The following is a 17,714-nucleotide window of genomic DNA, read 5'->3' as shown; positions in this document are numbered from 1 at the left end:
TCGGCGCGGGGATGGGACGCAAGCGGCCACCGGAGGCTCCAAGGGCGCGGCCTGGGGGCGAACCGTCAGACCGGGATGCCATGGGCCTCCGCATAAGCGGCCAGGGCCGGCCGCAGGGACGCGCCGTCACTCGTCTTGGCGAGCTCATCCCGCAGGAAGGCGCCGATCTTCGCCGCGTCGAGGCTCAACACCATGGCCTTGACCGGCCCGATCGAGGCCGGGGACATGGAGAGCGCCCGGTAGCCGAGGCCGATGAGCGCCATGGCCTCGAGCGGGCGCCCGCCGATCTCGCCGCAGACCGTGACGGGCGTGCCCGCCGCCTGCGCCCGCTCGGCGATCAGCCCGAAGGCGCGAAGCGCAGCGGCGCAGAGCGGATCGAAGCGGTTGGCGACCTGCCGGTTCTCGCGGTCGACCGCGAACAGGAACTGCATCAGGTCGTTCGAACCGACCGAGAGGAAATCCGCCGCCGCCGCGATCTCGTCCATCTGGAACAGCAGCGAGGGCACCTCGACCATCACGCCGAGGCGGCAATCCGAGGGGAGGGGACGGCCGTGGCGGGCGAGATGCGCCTTCTCCCGGTCGACGATCGCCTTGGCGCGGATGAACTCATCCACGGTCGCGACCATCGGGAACATGATCTTGAGCGGGCGCCCGCCCGCCGCCTTGAGGAGGGCACGCAGCTGCATGCGCAGCAGGCCCGGCCGGTCGAGGCCGATGCGGATCGCCCGCCAGCCGAGCGCCGGGTTCTCCTCCTCCAGCGCCTTCATGTAGGGCAGGATCTTGTCGCCCCCGATGTCGAGGGTGCGGATCGTCACCGGCAGGTCGCCCGCGGCCGCGAAGACCGCCTCGTAGAGACTCTGCTGCTCGGCCGCCGAGGGCATGCGCTCGGCGACCATGAACTGGAGCTCGGTGCGGAACAGCCCGACGCCCTCGGCGCCGGTCTCGTTCAGGTGCGAGAGGTCGACGAGGAGGCCCGCATTGAGCTGGAGCGCGATTCCCACCCCGTCGCGGGTGACGGAGGGCAGGTCGCGCAGGGCCCGGTACTGCTCCTGGCGCCGGGCGCGCAGGCGCGCCTTCTCGGCATAGGCAGCCTCGACCTCCGGGCCCGGTCGGATCTGCACCTCGCCCGCGCCGCCATCCACAATGATGGCGTCGCCCGATTCGACGAGCGCGGTCGCGTTCGCCACCTCGCCCACGGCCGGGATGCCGAGCGCACGGGCCACGATGGCGATGTGGCTCGTCGGGCCGCCTTCCTCCAGCACGACGCCGCGCAGCCGCGCGCGGTCGTAGTCGAGGAGTGCGGCCGGCCCCATGGAGCGCGCGACCAGGATGGCGTTCTCGGGCATCGTGCCCGGGATCATTCCTTGCGCGCCCACGAGCTGGCGCAGGAGACGGTTGGCGAGATCGTCGAGATCGTGCAGGCGCTCCCGCAGATAGGGATCGCTCTGGCGCAGCATGCGGGCGCGGTTGTCCGACTGCACCCGCTCGACTGCCGCCTCGGCCGTCAGCCCCGACAGGACCGCCTCGCGCATCCGGCGCAGCCAGCCCTGGTCGTGGGCGAACATGCGCACGGTCTCCAGCACCTCGCGGTGCTCGCCCGCGCCGGCCACGTCGCCGCGCTCGACGAGATCGTCGATCGCGGAGCGCACCTCCGCGATGGCGGTCTCGAGCCGCCCCACCTCCCGCTCGACATTCTCGGCGATGAGGTTCTTCACCACGATGCGCGGCTCGTGCAGCACCACATGCCCGAGCCCGACACCCTCGGCGAGCGCGACTCCGCTCTGGGACAGGGATCGGCGCGTGGCGTTGACCGTCCCGGGCGAGAGCGCCTGCAGGTCGCCCGAGGCGATCATCTCCGCCAGCACCATGGCGGTGGTCTGGAGCGCCTCGATCTCCTCCTCGGAATAGACCCGGTAGGTCCGGTTCTGGACGACGAGGACGCCCATCGTGTTGCCGGCCCGCAGAAGCGGCACGCCCAGGAAGGCGTGGTAGATCTCCTCGCCGGTTTCCGGCCGGTACGAGAAGGCCGGGTGGGACTGCGCGTCGGAGAGCGAGAGGGGCTCGGCGCTGGCCGCGATCAGGCCGACGAGGCCCTCGCCGGCGCGCATGGTGGTGAGATGGACCGCCTCGCGGTTGAGGCCCTCGGTCGCGAAGAGCTCCAGCATCCCGTCGTCCCGCAGGACGTAGACGGAACACACCTCCGCGACCATGTTGGCCGCGATGATGACGACGATGCGGTCGAGACGCGCCTGCGCGCTGACCGGCTCCGCCATGGCTTCACGGAGGCGGCGCAGAAGCAGGCGCGGACCTCCAGGCGCAGCGGGCATCGTGTCGACTTCCACCCTAAAAGCGAACCTGGCCCGGTGCAGCGCAACCGGAAGATGCCGGCGCGAGCGGTGCGACCGGACCGGTCCCGTCAGGGCCGTATAGCGAGTCCAGCGCCCGGCGGGCAAGCGCCGTCTCCCCGGGAGGGCCCGGGGTCGGGCGAAAGTTCTAATATCAGGCCCTGTCGAGCCCGTAGAGCGAGTGCAGGGTGCGCACGGCGAGTTCCGTATAGGCCGCGTCGATCAGCACGGAGAACTTGATCTCCGAGGTGGTGATCGCCCGGATGTTGATGCCCTTATCGGCAAGCGCCCGGAAGGCCTTGGCGGCAACGCCCGCGTGGCTGCGCATGCCGACGCCGATCGCCGAGATCTTCACCACGTCGGTGGCGCCCTCGATGCGCTCGAACTCGACCTTGCCGGACTGGGCGTCCAGGATCGTGCGGGCGCGCTCGTAATCGCTCGCCGGCACCGTGAAGGTCATGTCGGTGGTCACGCCGTCGCCCGACACGACCTGGATGATCATATCGACGTTGATGTTGGCGTCGGCGAGCGGGCCGAAGATGGCGGCGGCGACGCCGGGCCTGTCCTTCACCCGGCGGAGCGTGATCTGGGCTTCGTCCTTCGAGAAGGCGATGCCCGTGATGATCTGCTGTTCCACGATGTCGTCCTCGTCGCAGATGAGGGTGCCGGGCCGGGCGTCGTCGGGGTCGTCGAAGGAGGAGCGCACGGTGGTCGGCACCCGGTGCACCATGGCGAGTTCGACCGAGCGCACCTGCAGCACCTTGGCGCCGAGCGAGGCCATCTCCAGCATCTCCTCGAAGGCGACGCGCTCCAGCCGCCGCGCCTTCGGCACCACCCGCGGATCGGTGGTGTAGACGCCGTCGACGTCGGTGTAGATGTCGCAGCGCTCCGCGCCGATCGCCGCCGCGACTGCGACCGCGCTGGTATCCGACCCGCCGCGCCCGAGCGTCGTGAGGCGGCCCGTCTCCGCGTGGATGCCCTGGAAGCCGGCGATCACCGCGACCTCGCCGTGCCGGAAGCCGGCATCAAGGCGCGACCCGTCGATCCTGGCGATGCGCGCCGAGCCATGCTGGTCCGAGGTCTCGATCGGGATCTGCCAGCCCTGCCAGGAGCGGGCCTTGATGCCCATCTCGGCGAGCACGATGGCGAGGAGCCCGGAGGTGACCTGCTCGCCCGACGCCACGACCGCGTCGTATTCCGACTGCGCGTAGAGCGGCGAGGCGTCCTTGCACCAGGCCACGAGTTCGTTGGTCTTGCCGGCCATGGCCGAGACCACGACCGCGACCTCGTAGCCGGCCCGCACCTCGCGGGCGACATGGCGGGCGACGTTGCGGATGCGGTCGACCGTGGCGACGGACGTGCCGCCGAACTTCATCACCAGGCGAGGCATGGGACCAAGGAGGGTTTGCCGATGCGGGCAGCTCCCGGCCGCCGCGCGATGCCGGGCGGGTACAAGCGGGGGGACTCCGTGTCAATGGATCAGGCGGCGGCGCGGCGGGCCTCGCCCGGCCGGACCCGCATTGGCCCCCCGCGCAGGATGCGCTACCTGACGCAGGGCGACAGCATGCGGAGAGCGCGCGGATGAGCGAGACCACCGGCCCCTCGATCGACCGCGACGAGGTCGCCCGCTTCGAGCGCATTGCGGCCACCTGGTGGGACGAGGCGGGGCCGATGCGGGTGCTCCACCGCTTCAATCCTGTCCGCATCACCTATATCCGCGACACGGTCTGCCGGCATTTCGGCCGCGACCCGCGCCGGCCGCTCCCCCTCGAAGCCTTGAGCCTCATCGATATCGGCTGCGGCGGCGGCATCCTGTCGGAGCCGCTGGCGCGCCTCGGCGCCACCGTCACCGGCCTCGACCCGGCCCCGACCAACATCCGGGTGGCGCAGGCCCATGCGGCGGAGGCCGGCGTGCCGGTGGATTACCGCGGCCAGACCATCGAGGCGGTGGTGGAGGCGGGGGAGCGCTTCGACGTGGTGCTCGCCATGGAGGTGGTGGAGCACGTCGTCGACATGCCCGCCTTCGTGCGGACGGCCTGCGCGGCCGTGAAGCCCGGGGGCCTGTTCTTCGCGGCCACGCTCAACCGCACCATGCGCTCCTTCGCCCTCGCCATCGTCGGCGCCGAATACGTGCTCGGCTGGCTGCCGAGGGGGACGCACGACTGGGAGAAGTTCGTCACGCCGGCCGAGCTCACCGGGGCGGTGGAGAGCGCGGGGCTCACCGTCATCGACACGACTGGGGTCGTCTACAATCCGCTCGGCGGTCGCTGGGCCATGTCCCGCGACACGGGGGTGAACTACATGATCGCGGCGGAGCGGCCGGTCGCCTGAGGGCGCGCGAGCACGGGGCCAGAGGGGGGCATGCGGTTCGGGCGGGAGCTGGTCTTCCTGATCGGGGCGGTGCTCCTCGCCGGCGCCGCCGGCCTTGCGAGCTACTTCACGCGGGCGACGACGCTCACCATCGCGGTCGCGCCGAGCGGCGGCACGGAACCGGCGCTGATCCGCGCCTTCGCGGACGCGCTCGCAAGCCAGCACAAGAGCCTGCGTCTCACCATCCTGCCCTTCGACGGGGTGCGCGAAAGCGCCGCGGCCCTGCAGGACGGGCGGGCGGATCTCGCGATCGTCCGGCCCGACATCCTGCTGCCCGCGAACGGCCTGACGCTCGCGATCCTGCGCGAGCAGGCGATGATCATCGCCGCCCCCGAGCCGTCCGGCATCAAGGAGATGCCGGACCTGTCGCGCAAGCGCCTGGCCTTCCTCGCCGAGCGCACCACGGACCAGGCCGTCCTGCAGCGCGTCCTCGGGCATTACGGGCTCGCGCTCACGACCGATCCGCCGCCCGGCCCCTTGGCGCCGCGCAGCGTGGCGCTGGTGCCGTTGGAGGAGCCGGATCTCGCGACCGCCTTCGCGGAGAAGCGCATCGACGCGCTCGCGATCCTCACCACGCCCACGACCCCGACCGCCAGGCGGGTGATGCGCATCGTCCAGAATGCGAGCCGCACCCGGAAGCTGCGCTTGGCCGGCGTGGCGGAGAGCAGCGCCCTCATCGAGCGGTTTCCCCGCCTCCAGGCGGTGACCGTCGCCGAAGGGCTGTTCGCCGGCCATCCGAAGACGCCCGAGGAGGCGGTGTCGACGATCGGAACCTCCTACCGGCTGATGGCCCGCTCGACGCTGTCGCGCGTCGCCGCCGCGGAGGTCACCCAGTACCTCTTCGAGATGCGCAGCCTGCTCGCCGAGACAGTGCCGTCCGCGAACGCCATCACCGCGCCGGCCTACGAGACGAATGCGGAGGCGACGAGCGCCCGGCTGCCCATCCATCCGGGCGCCATCGACTATTACGAGCGCGAGCAGCAGAGCTTCATCGAGCGCTACGAGACCTGGATCTATCTCGTCGCCTTCCTGGGCGGCGGCGTCGGCTCGGCCGTCGCATGGCTGCGCCAGCGCCTCTCCCGGCTGCGGCGCGAGCGGATCGAGGTGGCGACGCGCCGCCTGCTCCAGATCCGGTCCGAGGCGCGCCGCACCACCGACCGGACGGCCCTCGAGGAGATGGCCGGCGAGATCGACGATCTCGCCGGCAACATCGCCCGCTACGCGCTCAACCGCCCGACCGAGGCCCACACCATGACGGCGGCCACCATCGCGATCGACGCGGCCCGCTCGACCGTGCAGCGTGCCCTCGCGCAGAGCGGGCCGCCGAAGCCCACCTTGCGGGCGGTGGAGTGATCTCTCCGCCACGCCCCGGCTTTCCCTCGCCGGCCTCCGATCACGCCGGCACTTTCGCGAAGCTGGACCGTTGACGAAACACGTGCTTCGGCGCGCCCGGACAGCGGCAGGCAGCCGGAGACGACGTCGTCACTCGGAGATTTTCGCGATGAAGCGCTCTCTTCTTCTGGCCTCCCTGGTTCTCGGGACGGTCATCGCGGCGGGAAGCGTCCAGGCGCAGGGCATCCCCGGCGGAATCCGGCGCGGCGCTGCCGAGGGCGACCGGGTCGCCGGCCCGATCGGCGGGATCGTGGGCGGTGCGGTCGGCGGCGCGGTGGGCGGCGTGAACGGCGTGCTCGGCATCGATCCCGGCCGCCGGGCCTACCGCACCAGTCTGCCGGGGCGCCGCCATCACTATCGCCGCCACCGGCATTTCCGCTGAGCGCAAGGAAGGCCGGGCATCATCCCGGCCCGATCCGCACCGTCAGCCGCCCCAGAGGGCCGAGATCGGCCGTCAGCGAACTCTGCGGCCGGATCGGGATCGGCACCGTGGTGGTCCCGGTCGTGACCACCTGTCCGGCTTGCAGCGTGATTCCGAGGCCGGAGAGTTCGTTCACGAGCCAGACCAGGGCGATGCGCGGATCGCCGAGCACGTTCGCGCCGATCCCCGGGTGATCCGGCCCGCCGGACAGCGAGGCCCGCGTCGCGAGGTGGACCAGATCCAGGTCGCGCCATTCTGGCGCCGGCGGGCCCAGCACGAAGAGATGCGCGCAGGCATTGTCGGCGATGAGCTGGGGTCCGCCGGCCGTGACGAAATCGGCGAAGCGGGAATCCGGGAACTCGATCGCCGGATGCACGGTGTCGACGGCCGCCAGCACGGAGGCGAGGTCGTAGGGCTCGGCGCGCGGCGGAAGATTCTGCCCCATCCGAAACGCGATTTCGGCTTCGGCGACCCGCATCAGGTTGCCCCGAAACGGCACCTCCTCCTGCGGATCGAGCACGCGCTCGGCGAGGAGGCGTCCGGCCAGCGGCCCGTCGACACCGATATGAGCCTGTCCGGCCGCGCTCGTGGCGGCGATCTTCCAGCCGAAGAGCGGCGCCCGGCTCAGGCTCGCCATCCGCGCCTGGATGGCATAGCCCTCCGCCCGCGTGGCGGGGCGCTCGGCCGCCGGCAGGGCGTCGAGGCGGCTGCCCTCCTGCCAGTGACGCCAGAGCCGTTCGGCGGCGGCCGCCACCGCCGGGCCGTCGAGCCGGCTCACGAGCCTGCCCGCGCGATCAGGCCGCCATCGACCGGCAGCGCCACGCCCGTGATGTAGGCGGCCTCGTCGGAGGCGAGGAACAGGGCGGCGTTCGCCACGTCCCAGGCGGTTCCCATCCGGCCCATCGGGCAGGCCGCATCGCGGGCCCTCACCATCTCGTCGGCATCGGCGTATTGGCCGGCGATCTGCCGGAAGATCAGCGGCGTGTTCATCATGCCCGGCATGATGGCGTTCGCCCGGATGCCCTCGCGGGCGTACTGGAGGGCGAGCCCCACCGTGAAGTGGTTCACGGCGGCCTTGGCTGCGTAATAGGCGGCGTAGGGATAGCCGGTGTAGCGCACCGCCGCGACCGACGAGATGTTGACGATGCTGCCGGAGCGCTGCGCGAGCATGTGCGGCAGCACGTGCTTGCAGGTGAGGAAACAGCTCGTGAGGTTGAGATCGAGGCTGCGCCGCCATGCGGCCTCGTCGAGCTCGACGGGCCCGCCCATGGTGGCGTGGCCGACATTGTTGTGAAGGATGTCGATCCGGCCATGCGCCGCGACCGCGTCCTCCACCACCGCCCGGACGGCGTCCGAGTTGGTCACGTCGCAGGACGCGGCGGTGGCCGAACCGTCGTCGTGGCGGATGATCGAGACGGTCTCCTCGGCGGCGGCCGGATCGAGATCGATGCAGACGACGCGCGCCCCCGCGCGGGCGAAGGTCACGGCGACGGCCTTGCCGTTGCTCCAGCCCGGGCCGGACGAGCCTGCCCCGAACACCAGCGCCACTTTTCCGGCGAGACGTGCGCTCGGCGCGGCCGCGTTCCGCGGCGTCCCGGCCTCGATGCCCATCGTCACGATCGTCCTCCCGGCGGATCCTGTTCCGATCCTTGCCGCCACCCTACCGCGTCGGCGCCAAAGGCGTCGACCCCGACCCGATCATTCCGGCCTTGTCGCGGTCGCTTCCCCGGGAGCCCCGAGCGCCCGATCACGGTGCCGGCTCGACGGCGCAAGCCGTGGCGGCGAGCAGCGCCATCGGCAGAAGCCGATCGCCGGACGGCTCAGGAACTGGGCAAATTCAGCTCATGCTGCCCGGCTTGCAGGCACCCCGACGCCCTGACCTCCGCCCTGCCGGGATACGGCTGCTGCTTTCCGCAAGGCCCCGGGGGGGATTCGCTCACCCCCCGGGCAGCGCGCGCCGGGCCCGCCGCCGCTGCAGCCAGAGATAGCTCGAGAAGGCGAGCGCGATCACGACCAGCGACACGCCCGTCGTGACGGTGCCGAGCGCGTAGATCTCCGGCGTCGTCACCGTGGTGGTGAGGCCCTGGAGTTCGAGGGGCAGGGTATTGCGTCCGCCGATCGCCTGGCTCGTGCGCGCGAGCTCGTCCCAGGAGAGCGTGAACCCGAACAGGGCGACGCCGACCAGGGAAGGCAGGATGATCGGAATCACGACGTGCAGGAGCGTGCGCGGGCCGCTGGCGCCGAGGTCGCGGGCCGCCTCCTCGTAGGCGCGGTTGAAGCGGTTGAACACCGCGAACATGATCAGCAGCCCGAAGGGCAGCGTCCAGGTCAGGTGCGCGCCGAGGGCGGAGGTGAACAGCCCCATCACCGTGCCGTGGTCCTGGAGGAAGCCCCAGCCGGTGGCGGCGGCGAGCGCCTTGACGGCATCGTCGAGCAGGCGGAATTCGAGGCCGATGCCGAGGGAGACCACGATCGACGGCACGATCAGGCTCGCGACCGCGATGTGGAACAGCAGGCCCTGTCCCCGGAACCCCTTGCGGAAGGCGAGCCCGGCGAAGAACGCCAGGGTGACGGTGAGCGCCATCACCACGAGGCCGAGGGCGAAGGAGCGCCGGAACGCCGCCCAGATGTCGACGACGCCGAGACCCGCCCAGAGCCGCGCGAACCAATGCGTCGAGACGCCGTTCATCGGGAAGGTGAGCCCGCCCTGAGGCCCCTGGAAGCTCAGGACCAGGATCGTCAGCGTCGGCCCGTAGAGGAACAGCACGTACAGAGCGAAGAACCCGGCGAGCAGGTAGAAGGCGAGGGGGCGGGGGCCGTCGCGGACCATGCTCAGAGCTCCCGCCGCAGATCGATGAGGCGGGTGAGGCCGGCGATCACCAGCGTCACCGCACCGAGCAGCACCACGGCATTGGCGGCGGCGGCCGGGAACTGCAGGTAGGACATCTGCACCTGGATGACCTTGCCGACCGAGGCGATCTGCTGGCCGCCCATGACGCCGACCGTGACGAAGTCGCCCATCGCCAGCGTCAGCACGAAGATCGACCCGATGGCGATGCCGGGCTTGGAGAGCGGCACGATCACGCTCCAGAGCGTCTGCCAGCCCGTCGCGCCGGCATCCCGCGCCGCCTCGATCAGCACGGGGTCGATGCGCATCATCGAGTTGAAGATCGGGACGATCATGAAGACGGTGTAGAGGTGCACGAAGGCCAGGACGACCGAGAAGTCCGAGTAGAGCAGGCCCTCGATCGGCCTGTCCGTGAGGCCGAGCGACATCAGCGCATCGTTGACGAGGCCGTTGCGGCCGAGGAGTGGGATCCAGGCGATCATCCGGATCACGTTCGAGGTCCAGAACGGGATGGTGCAGAGAAGGAACAGCACCGTCTGAATGGCGCTCGACCGCACGTGGAAGGCCACGAAATAGGCCACCGTGAAGCCGATGCCGAGCGTGAAGGCCCAGGCCAGCAGGCAGAATTTCAGCGTCGAGAGATAGGTCCGGAAGGTGGTGCAGAGGTCCCCGCCCGAGAAGCAGCCATCGAAGATGTCGGCGTAGTTCTGCAGGGTGAAGGCCGGGATGATCTCGTACTCGTTGTACTCCCAGACGCTGACGACGAGCGTGAGGGAGAGCGGCACCACGAAGAAGACGAGGAAGACCAGCGCCAGAGGGGCCGCCTGCAGGTAGGCGAGGCGGCGCTGGCGCCACCCCTCCGCGGCGAGCCCGGGCACGGCGCGGGGCACCGCCGCGGCACCGAGCAACCGGATCGCGCGCTCGGCCGCCGGGCTCATGCGGCGATGAACTCGTTCCACCGGCGGACCATGTAGGTGTTCTCGTCCATGACCGAGTTCCAGCAGGCCACCGCGCCCATGCGCTCCTCGAAGGAGCCGCCGTCGCGCACGGCGCCGGCCTTCTCCATCACGGTGCCGTCCGGCGCCTTGATGTCCTTCTCCGCCGGCTTGCCCTCCATCCAGTAGGCCCATTCGTAGGGCTCCATCTGGGCCCTGGCGGTCTCCAGCACCGCCGAGTAGTAGCCCTGGCGGTTGAGGTAGGCGCCGGCCCAGCCGGACAGGAACCAGTTGATGAAGTCGTAGGCCGCGTCGAGCTTCCTGCCCGAGAGGGTCTTGGGCAGGCCGAAGCCCGAGGCCCAGGCCCGGTAGCCCTCCTTCAGCGGCTGGTAGATGCAGGGCACGCCCTGCGAGCGGACCTTGGTGACGGCGGGCGACCACATCGACTGGATGACGGTCTCGCCCGAGGCCATCAGGTTCACGGACTCGTTGAAGTCCTGCCAGAAGGCCCGGAACTGGCCGGCGCGCTTGGCCTCGATCAGCACCTTCATGGTGCGGTCGATCTCCGCCTTCGTCATGTTGCCCTTGTCGGGATAGGTGTACTCGCCCATCGCCTCAACCACCATGGCGGCGTCCATGATGCCGATCGACGGGATGTTGAGGATCGAGGCCCTGCCCTTGAACTCGGGGTTGAGCAGTTCCTTCCAGCTTGCGATCGGCCGCTTGATCAGGTCAGGCCGGATGCCGAGGGTATCGGCATTGTAGGTCGTCGGGATCAGGGTGATCCACTCGGTGGCAGAGGCGGCGAACTTCGTCGAGTTCTGGCCTTCGAGGTAGAAGACCTTCCTGGGCGCGGTGCCCTGGTCGCCGATCTTTTTGCCGGCGACCTCGCCGCGGGTGAAGACCGGCGTGATCTTGTCGGCGTACTTGATCCTGCGCGCATCCATCCCGACGAGATTGCCCGAGGGCATCAGCTTCTTGAGGCTGAAATATTCCGAATCGACGATGTCGAAGGAGTTGGGCTGGGTGACGACGCGCTTCGACACCTCGTCGGTGACGACCGGGATGTACTCGATCGTGATGCCGAGATCCTCCTTCACCTTGCGGGCGATGTCGCCGCTCTGGTTCACGGCGGTGCCGAGATAGCGCAGCGTCACCGGCTCCGCGGCGTGGACCGCCGGAAAGCCCGTGATGGCGCCGGACCCGGCCGCGACGCCGGCGGCTCCCGCCCCCGCGAGAAGGCCGCGGCGCGTGAGGCCCTTCGTGTTCGGCGTGTCGGTCATCGTGTGTCTCCTGGAGATGAATCCTCAGGCATCCAGCCGGTGGGCTTCGCCCGCCTGCCAGCCGACCCGCACGGTGTCGCCGGGTGCGAGCGGCCGCTCCGCGAAGGCGCGGTCGCTGACGATGGCGAGGAGCGGGGCCGCCGCATCGGTGGCGAGATCCGGGGCCTCGAGGCCGAGATGCACGGCGCTGCCCTGGTACTCGACCGCGACCACGCGGGCGGGCACCGCGTCGGGTCCGGCTTCGGGCCCGAGCAGCATGCGATCGGCCCGCACGGCGATGCGATGGTCGGGCAGCGCGATGACGTTGTGCCCGCCGATGAAGCGGGCGACGAAGGCGGTGGCGGGCCGTTCGAACACCGTGCGGGGATCCGCCGCCTGCTCGATGCGTCCGCCATTCATCACCACCACGAGGTCGGCGAGCGCCATCGCTTCATCCTGGCTGTGGGTCACGTGCACGAAGGTGATGCCGAGTTCCGTCTGGATCCGCTTCAGCTCGGCGCGCATCCGCACGCGCAGGAACGGATCGAGGGCGGAGAGCGGCTCGTCGAGCAGCAGCACCTTCGGACCGGTGACGAGGGCCCGGGCCAGCGCCACGCGCTGCTGCTGGCCGCCGGAGAGCTGCGCCGGCAGGCGCCCGGCGAGGGCCTCCATCTGCACGAGGCGCAGCATCGCCTCCGCGCGCTGGTTCCGCTCGGCCTTCGGCATGCCGCGCATGCGCAACCCGAAGGCGACGTTGTCGCGGCAGGTGAGATGCGGGAAGAGCGCGTAGCTCTGGAACATCATGGCGGTGCCGCGCCGGGCGGGGGCCAAGTCGCCGACGGCCTTCGGCCCGATCACCACGTCCCCGCTCGTCACGGTCTCGTGGCCGGCGATCATCCGCAGCGTCGTGGTCTTGCCGCATCCCGAAGGACCGAGCAGGCAGCAATAGGAGCCGGAGCGGATCTTCAGGCTGATGGCATCCACGGCGAGGGTGTCGCCGTAGCGCTTGGTAAGGCCGACGAGTTCGATATCCATGCGCACTCCCCCGGGCCGCCGCGGGTGCAAGGCTCAGGCCAGAGCCGGCGGATCCGAAGAGCGCTGCGCCGGGGCCCTTCGGCCCACCGATGGCGGCATGGCGCCGGCCGCGGGGTCGCGCCATGCCGCCGGAAGAGGTCCGGGGAAGCGAACGGGCGACACTCGTCACGATCCCCGCAACAGCGCGATTGCAATGGCCGCGGCGATCCGCTAAAGCCCCACCCGTGTTCGGCGGCGCTGCCGCAGCAGCGCCCCTCGGGCCTTCCGCTCCGGGGTCGAACATCGGTTTGCCGTTGTAGCTCAGTGGTAGAGCGCGTCATTGGTAATGACGAGGTCGGGAGTTCAATCCTCCCCAGCGGCACCATCAAACTCCTGAAATTACAGCGAGTTAGAACCGGCATCGACCACACTTGAATCCGTTTCTCGTCAGCCTGTCACGCTCCAGTCACAGTGGCAGGTCGAAGCTATGGCGACCGTGAGGAAACGGAATGGTAAGTGGCAGGTTCGGGTCCGAAGGGCTGGCTGCAATCCGATCAGTCGCACGTTCCATCAGAAGGCCGACGCTCAAGCTTGGGCACGGCAGATGGAAGCGGAGGCGAACCGACAGGATCTACTGCCACGCCGCCATCATCGTTCAAGGGTCACGTTCGGCGAAATCGTCGCTCGGTATCGTGATGAGGTCGTGCCAAGGAAGCGGGGCCGGAACGGAGAGAGTTTTTTCCTGAACGCACTGCTACGCCACCCGCTCGCTCAAACACCGCTCTCGGCTCTCACTCCGGAGAAGTTTCCAGCCTGCCGTGATGAGCGGCTTAAGCAGGTGAAGGGAGCGTCCGTCAGGCGTGAGTTGGCCGTCCCTCGTCACTGTCTCGAAGTGGCGGTCGGAGAATGGGGCGTGCGACTGACGGCGAATCCTGTGAAGGCGATCAAACTCCCTGCGGATTCGAAAGCCAGTGACCGGCGCCTGAAGGAAGGGGAGGGGATCCGGATCAACGATGCCCTCAATACTCGATCAGCAGCCTACTACCCCTGTGTCACAAAGGAGCGCTGACAGCAGGGACATCGGTGGAGGGCTCGAACCAACGCATGCGCCAAGCTTAGGCGCACAGTCGCAATGGAGTTGGCGACGTGCCGCTCGGGTCGGATCGGGGAGCCCCCCGCAGACCCAGCCGACGAGGATGATGCCGGTTAAGACGCCGTATTGCCGAGCCGCCATTTGGACGTGCCTGCCTCGAAGACGCCACGACCGTGCGCCAGCCTTTCTGCCATCTCAGGAGGAAGGGGGGTATTCCTGATATGCGTCGATCCACGCTGTCCGTTTGCGCCGGTATCGTGGCAGTCTCAGCAATCGTGGCCGGCTTTTGGACGTCCCACGGACACCGCTCTCATGCGGGCCGGGAGAGCCAGCCACTAACTGTTTCCCAGTTGGCCTCCCAACAGCGTTCCACCCCCGACGGGCAGCCCATCCGCACGGTTTATCCGGGCCCTCTGGGTGGATCGGCACAGCCGATCAGCCCTCCGCCGCAGAGCGGAGCGGTAGCAGAATCGGCTCCCCCGGCTGCGGCCCCGGCTGTTGCCTCGTCGGCAGCTCCTCAGACGGCCCAGATTGCGCCGCCCGAGCTTACGCCGCCTCAGGAGCAGGGTGACAGTACGCTGACTACCGGTGTAACGACGGAGACAGCGGCGGTTCCCAGCAATCCGCCGGCACCTTCGGGGCCGGGCACCGACCTCAACACGGCTTCCGTGGAGGAGCTGAATGCACTCGGCGCCGGCATGATCGGGCGCAGGATCATCGCCTTCCGGCCCTACGCCTCGCCTGAGGATCTCGTCACCAAGCGTGTGCTCAAGCGAGCGGACTACGAGATCATCAAGGCTGCGGTTGTCGTCCGGTAGCTCGCCTTTGGTGGAGCGTTCCTCCGACGGCAGGCCGCCGGGCCGGCAGATCGCTTGGCGCTTCCTCACCAGGGAAGCGCCAGTCTCGTCAGTCCTCAGCAGGCTTGTCGGTGGGTGCCGTAGCTTCCTGTGGCCGCAGCTCCGAGGAGCGGTGCGGAGGATCAATCCAGTTCGAAGGCTCGGAACCGTCGCTTGCAGCTTCCTGGCTGACTGCCAAGACCACCGCCTCCGAAGCAAGGTCGGATTGCCTCATGGACGGTCCATCTACGAGCATCATCATGGCTGCGATCATTAGGCAGAGCAGCAGAACGCTGAGAGCGATTTCTCGAACATAGGACATCGGCAGCTCCGACCTGATGAGGTTTGGTCACACCGCATGTCCCAGCATTGAGCTTGTCCATTACGGCTAAGAAATGGCGTGTCAAAATAAGACATCGACAATCAAAGTAGGGGGAGGGGCTGTCCGCCTTATCTTACCGGGCCTGTACACCACCGATTAACTATGATCGGTGCCCATCGAGTTGGGATCGCCCTGTGCTGGCAATTCGGAGCCGGGCGGCCTTCTCGTGCGACCGCTCCGTCTGCGACCAGGGCGTTCAGAGCGTCCGTCAGGGCCCGGAATGGCAGCCGGGACCGTGCAGCAGTCTCCAGATCCTTGAACGGAACCCCTGCCTCACCATGCTGGGGATCAAGAGCTTCGAGGATCTCCTGAACTGTCACGCCCTGCATGGCGTCGGGTCGTGGTCCCCGTGGCCGCATGTGTCATCTCTCCCCGGTGCCAATGCGGAAGCCTAGCAGATCTCTGCCGCCGACATGCCGGCCACCAAGAGGGGAGGGCACTCGGATCAGGTAGGGCGGCGTTGAGCAGCTGCGCGTGAGACCGGAATGCATCCGGGTGAACTCCTCTCGATCACTTGGGCCGGTGTGGACCCCAAAGCCCGACGGGTAGAGGTGCTGAGGACCAAGCACGGCCACCCTCAATCAGCTCCGCTGTCTCCTGCCGCCATTCAGACTCACCTCAGCGATGGGACAAACCTCGGATCGAGCGCTCCCGATGTCCGACAATGCCGTCCCATTGGCGATGGAGGGAATGAGGAAGCGAGCTGGTATTCCAGACCCTCGGTTTCATGATCTCGGGCACAAAGCGGAGGTACGGCTGTTTGGACTCTTCAGAGGCTGTTCAAACGGACTTGCCATAACCGCCAAGGGAGAAGCTTGGCATGGGCCGGACGATTACAGACCGTCGTCTCGTCACAATCCTAGTAGCGGACGTGGTCAGTTACTCCCGCCTTATCGGTGCTGACGAGACCGGCACGCTACGACGCCTCAAGGCCCTCCGCCGAGACGTAATCGATCCGAGCGTCACCTCTGTTCACGGGCGTATCATTAAGACGATGGGGGGCGGGTTTATTGCCGAGTTCGCCAGTGCGGTTAGGGCTGTGAGCTGTGCGGTCACCATTCAGCAGGGCCTTGCCCGTCACGAGGCCGAGATACCGGACGACCGTGCCCTTCGCCTGCGCATCGGCATAAACCTTGGTGATGTGGTCGTGGAGCCCGATGGAGACCTCTATGGCGACGGAGTGAATGTCGCTGCCCGGCTTGAGCCATTAGCCGAGCCAGGGGGGATCTGTATCGCCCGCTCCGTCTACGATCAGGTGAGGGACAACCTCCGATACCCGTTTCAGGATCGGGGCGAGCTGGAGCTTAAAAATATCGCAAGGCCCGTAGGAGTCTACTTTCTCTCAGCCTCGGCAATAGTTGGTCTGGCCGGCACCGACGAACAGGCCCCAGAGCCGGTCAAAACCAGCAATCGTAAGCCTTGGAAGGCGACTGCGGTCGGGGCCGGTTTCTTGACGTTGCTCGCAGCCGGAGGGCTTGGGTGGTGGTCCTGGACGGCTTCAAAGGCACCTGCACCGAACCAAACCATCGCTGCCAAGCTGGCCGGAGAGACGAGAGAGGCGCCTCGCTTATCGATAGTGGTTTTGCCCTTTTCAAATCTGAGCAATGACCCAGAGCAGGATTACTTCGCCGATTCTATAACCGAGGATCTCACGACAGACCTATCCCACTTGGCGGGCAGTTTTGTGATCGCCCGCAATACGGCTTTCACGTATAAGAACAAGCCAGTCGGCGTAAAACAGATCGGGCAAGAACTTGGCGTCCGGTATGTTCTTGAGGGCAGCGTTCGTCGGAGTGGTGAGAGGGTTGTTGTGAGCGCAGAGCTTATCTCTGCCGAAACCGGTGCTCAAATTTGGTTTGATCGTTTCGACGGTGATCAAAGCCGGTTGGGCGACCTTCAGGTAGAGTTTGTTGCCCGTCTAGCTCGGTCGCTCGACGTTCAGTTGACCGAAGCCGAGAGCCTGCGTTCACTTCGTGAGCGGCCGGTCAATCCTGATGCCTCTGATTTGGCGATGAGAGGCTGGGCTTCGCTCAATAAGCAAAGATCGATAGCCAACAATAATGAAGCAATCCGGTACTTTGAACAAGCTTTGAAACTGGATCCGACTCTCCCAAGGGCCACGCTTGGGCTTTCAAGAGCTCTGATGAACAAGGTCTTAAACCGCTGGAGCGATGATATACAGTCCGATACAAGGTCAGCAGATGAGTTGGTAAATAGATATCTTGAGAAATTTCCCCATGACGCTGCTGCGCTCGTTGTGAAGGGTGATGTATTTCGGGCGGATAAATACTTCGATGCGGCCATTGCTATGTATGATGCCGCAATCAGCGATAATGATGATTTTGCGGCTGCGTATGCGGCAAAAGGTCAAGCATCCACTTTATCGGGTAAGGCATACGCTGCCATTCCAAATGTGTTACAAGCAATTCGGATCAGCCCACGTGATCCCCTTGTAAATGTCTGGTATTACTTTGTGTGCCATGCTCATATGCATATGGCGCAGTGGGAAGAGGCGATTTCCTGGTGCAATAGGTCCGTCGCAGTCTCACCATACTGGCTCCCCTATATTGATCTTGCGGCAGCCTATGCGTGGGTTGGACATGATCAGGAGGCAAAAGCTGCAGTTTCCGAGTTATTGAAGCTGACGCCTGGATATACCGTCAAGAAATGGGCCAATGCAGGTTGGTCTAACAATCCAAAATTCTTGGAGGAATACAAGCTCATTGTCGATGGTCTGAGAAAAGCTGGCTTGCAGGAAGAATAGCATTTTCAAAGGCTCTGCCTGAGAATGCTGATACCGAGTTGCTGGTGCAGGT

At 67.3% G+C, this 17,714-nt stretch carries 14 protein-coding genes and 1 tRNA gene; 6 read left to right on the top strand and 9 right to left on the bottom strand.

The window, feature by feature from the left end:
• Nucleotides 1-65: 65 nt before the first annotated feature.
• Both ptsP and MNOD_RS00510 read right to left on the bottom strand, forming a co-directional pair.
• Complete coding sequence (gene ptsP / locus MNOD_RS00515) at nt 66-2,327, bottom strand: phosphoenolpyruvate--protein phosphotransferase (RefSeq protein ID WP_012634397.1); 2,262 nt, start codon at nt 2,325-2,327, stop codon at nt 66-68.
• A 172-nt stretch (nt 2,328-2,499) separates the two neighbouring features.
• On the bottom strand, nt 2,500-3,735 hold the full coding sequence (locus tag MNOD_RS00510; protein ID WP_012634396.1) for an aspartate kinase: 1,236 nt from the start codon (nt 3,733-3,735) through the stop codon (nt 2,500-2,502).
• Between the two features lie 191 nt (nt 3,736-3,926).
• Between MNOD_RS00510 and ubiG the strand changes: the two genes are divergently transcribed.
• From ubiG to MNOD_RS00495, 3 genes are all read left to right on the top strand, one after another.
• The gene (gene ubiG / locus MNOD_RS00505; protein ID WP_012634394.1) at nt 3,927-4,676 is read left to right on the top strand and encodes a bifunctional 2-polyprenyl-6-hydroxyphenol methylase/3-demethylubiquinol 3-O-methyltransferase UbiG; all 750 of its coding nucleotides are present in this window, start codon (nt 3,927-3,929) and stop codon (nt 4,674-4,676) included.
• Nucleotides 4,677-4,706: 30 nt separating this feature from the next.
• Nucleotides 4,707-6,068, top strand: coding sequence for a TAXI family TRAP transporter solute-binding subunit (locus MNOD_RS00500; protein ID WP_012634393.1), 1,362 nt, complete (start codon nt 4,707-4,709; stop codon nt 6,066-6,068).
• Nucleotides 6,069-6,216: 148 nt separating this feature from the next.
• Nucleotides 6,217-6,489: a hypothetical protein gene (locus tag MNOD_RS00495; RefSeq protein ID WP_012634392.1), complete on the top strand. Its 273-nt coding sequence runs from the start codon at nt 6,217-6,219 to the stop codon at nt 6,487-6,489.
• A 19-nt stretch (nt 6,490-6,508) separates the two neighbouring features.
• Here MNOD_RS00495 and MNOD_RS00490 read toward each other — a convergent pair whose 3' ends face one another.
• From MNOD_RS00490 to MNOD_RS00465, 6 genes are all read right to left on the bottom strand, one after another.
• Nucleotides 6,509-7,306, bottom strand: coding sequence for a 2-keto-4-pentenoate hydratase (locus MNOD_RS00490; protein WP_012634391.1), 798 nt, complete (start codon nt 7,304-7,306; stop codon nt 6,509-6,511).
• Nucleotides 7,303-8,139 carry an SDR family NAD(P)-dependent oxidoreductase gene (locus MNOD_RS00485; protein ID WP_012634390.1) on the bottom strand — a complete coding sequence of 279 codons (837 nt, stop codon included), beginning with the start codon at nt 8,137-8,139 and terminating at the stop codon, nt 7,303-7,305. Before MNOD_RS00485 ends, MNOD_RS00490 begins: the two co-directional genes overlap by 4 nt.
• A 325-nt stretch (nt 8,140-8,464) precedes the next feature.
• Nucleotides 8,465-9,358, bottom strand: coding sequence for an ABC transporter permease (locus MNOD_RS00480; protein WP_012634389.1), 894 nt, complete (start codon nt 9,356-9,358; stop codon nt 8,465-8,467).
• Between the two features lie 2 nt (nt 9,359-9,360).
• Nucleotides 9,361-10,314: an ABC transporter permease gene (locus MNOD_RS00475; protein WP_012634388.1), complete on the bottom strand. Its 954-nt coding sequence runs from the start codon at nt 10,312-10,314 to the stop codon at nt 9,361-9,363.
• Nucleotides 10,311-11,594 carry an ABC transporter substrate-binding protein gene (locus MNOD_RS00470; protein WP_012634387.1) on the bottom strand — a complete coding sequence of 428 codons (1,284 nt, stop codon included), beginning with the start codon at nt 11,592-11,594 and terminating at the stop codon, nt 10,311-10,313. Before MNOD_RS00470 ends, MNOD_RS00475 begins: the two co-directional genes overlap by 4 nt.
• A gap of 24 nt (nt 11,595-11,618) precedes the next feature.
• Nucleotides 11,619-12,608, bottom strand: a complete 990-nt coding sequence (locus MNOD_RS00465; RefSeq protein ID WP_012634386.1) for an ABC transporter ATP-binding protein — start codon at nt 12,606-12,608, stop codon at nt 11,619-11,621.
• Between the two features lie 289 nt (nt 12,609-12,897).
• Between MNOD_RS00465 and MNOD_RS00460 the strand changes: the two genes are divergently transcribed.
• Together MNOD_RS00460 and MNOD_RS50260 are read left to right on the top strand one after the other, a co-directional pair.
• A tRNA-Thr gene (locus tag MNOD_RS00460) sits at nt 12,898-12,972 on the top strand.
• Between the two features lie 1,376 nt (nt 12,973-14,348).
• The gene (locus MNOD_RS50260; RefSeq protein WP_244424632.1) at nt 14,349-14,498 is read left to right on the top strand and encodes a hypothetical protein; all 150 of its coding nucleotides are present in this window, start codon (nt 14,349-14,351) and stop codon (nt 14,496-14,498) included.
• Nucleotides 14,499-14,586: 88 nt separating this feature from the next.
• Here the strand turns inward: MNOD_RS50260 and MNOD_RS00450 are convergent, their stop codons facing one another.
• A complete protein-coding gene (locus tag MNOD_RS00450; RefSeq protein ID WP_043747767.1) occupies nt 14,587-14,838 on the bottom strand; it encodes a hypothetical protein in 252 nt (83 codons plus the stop codon).
• 880 nt (nt 14,839-15,718) lie between these two features.
• Here MNOD_RS00450 and MNOD_RS42530 point away from each other — a divergent pair.
• Nucleotides 15,719-17,662 carry an adenylate/guanylate cyclase domain-containing protein gene (locus MNOD_RS42530; RefSeq protein ID WP_012634383.1) on the top strand — a complete coding sequence of 648 codons (1,944 nt, stop codon included), beginning with the start codon at nt 15,719-15,721 and terminating at the stop codon, nt 17,660-17,662.
• The last annotated feature ends 52 nt before the right edge of the window (nt 17,663-17,714 follow it).

The organism is Methylobacterium nodulans ORS 2060, assembly GCF_000022085.1.
GTDB lineage: Bacteria > Pseudomonadota > Alphaproteobacteria > Rhizobiales > Beijerinckiaceae > Methylobacterium > Methylobacterium nodulans.
Note: the sequence above shows the minus strand (reverse complement) of the source record. Positions and strands in the feature narration are given on the sequence as shown.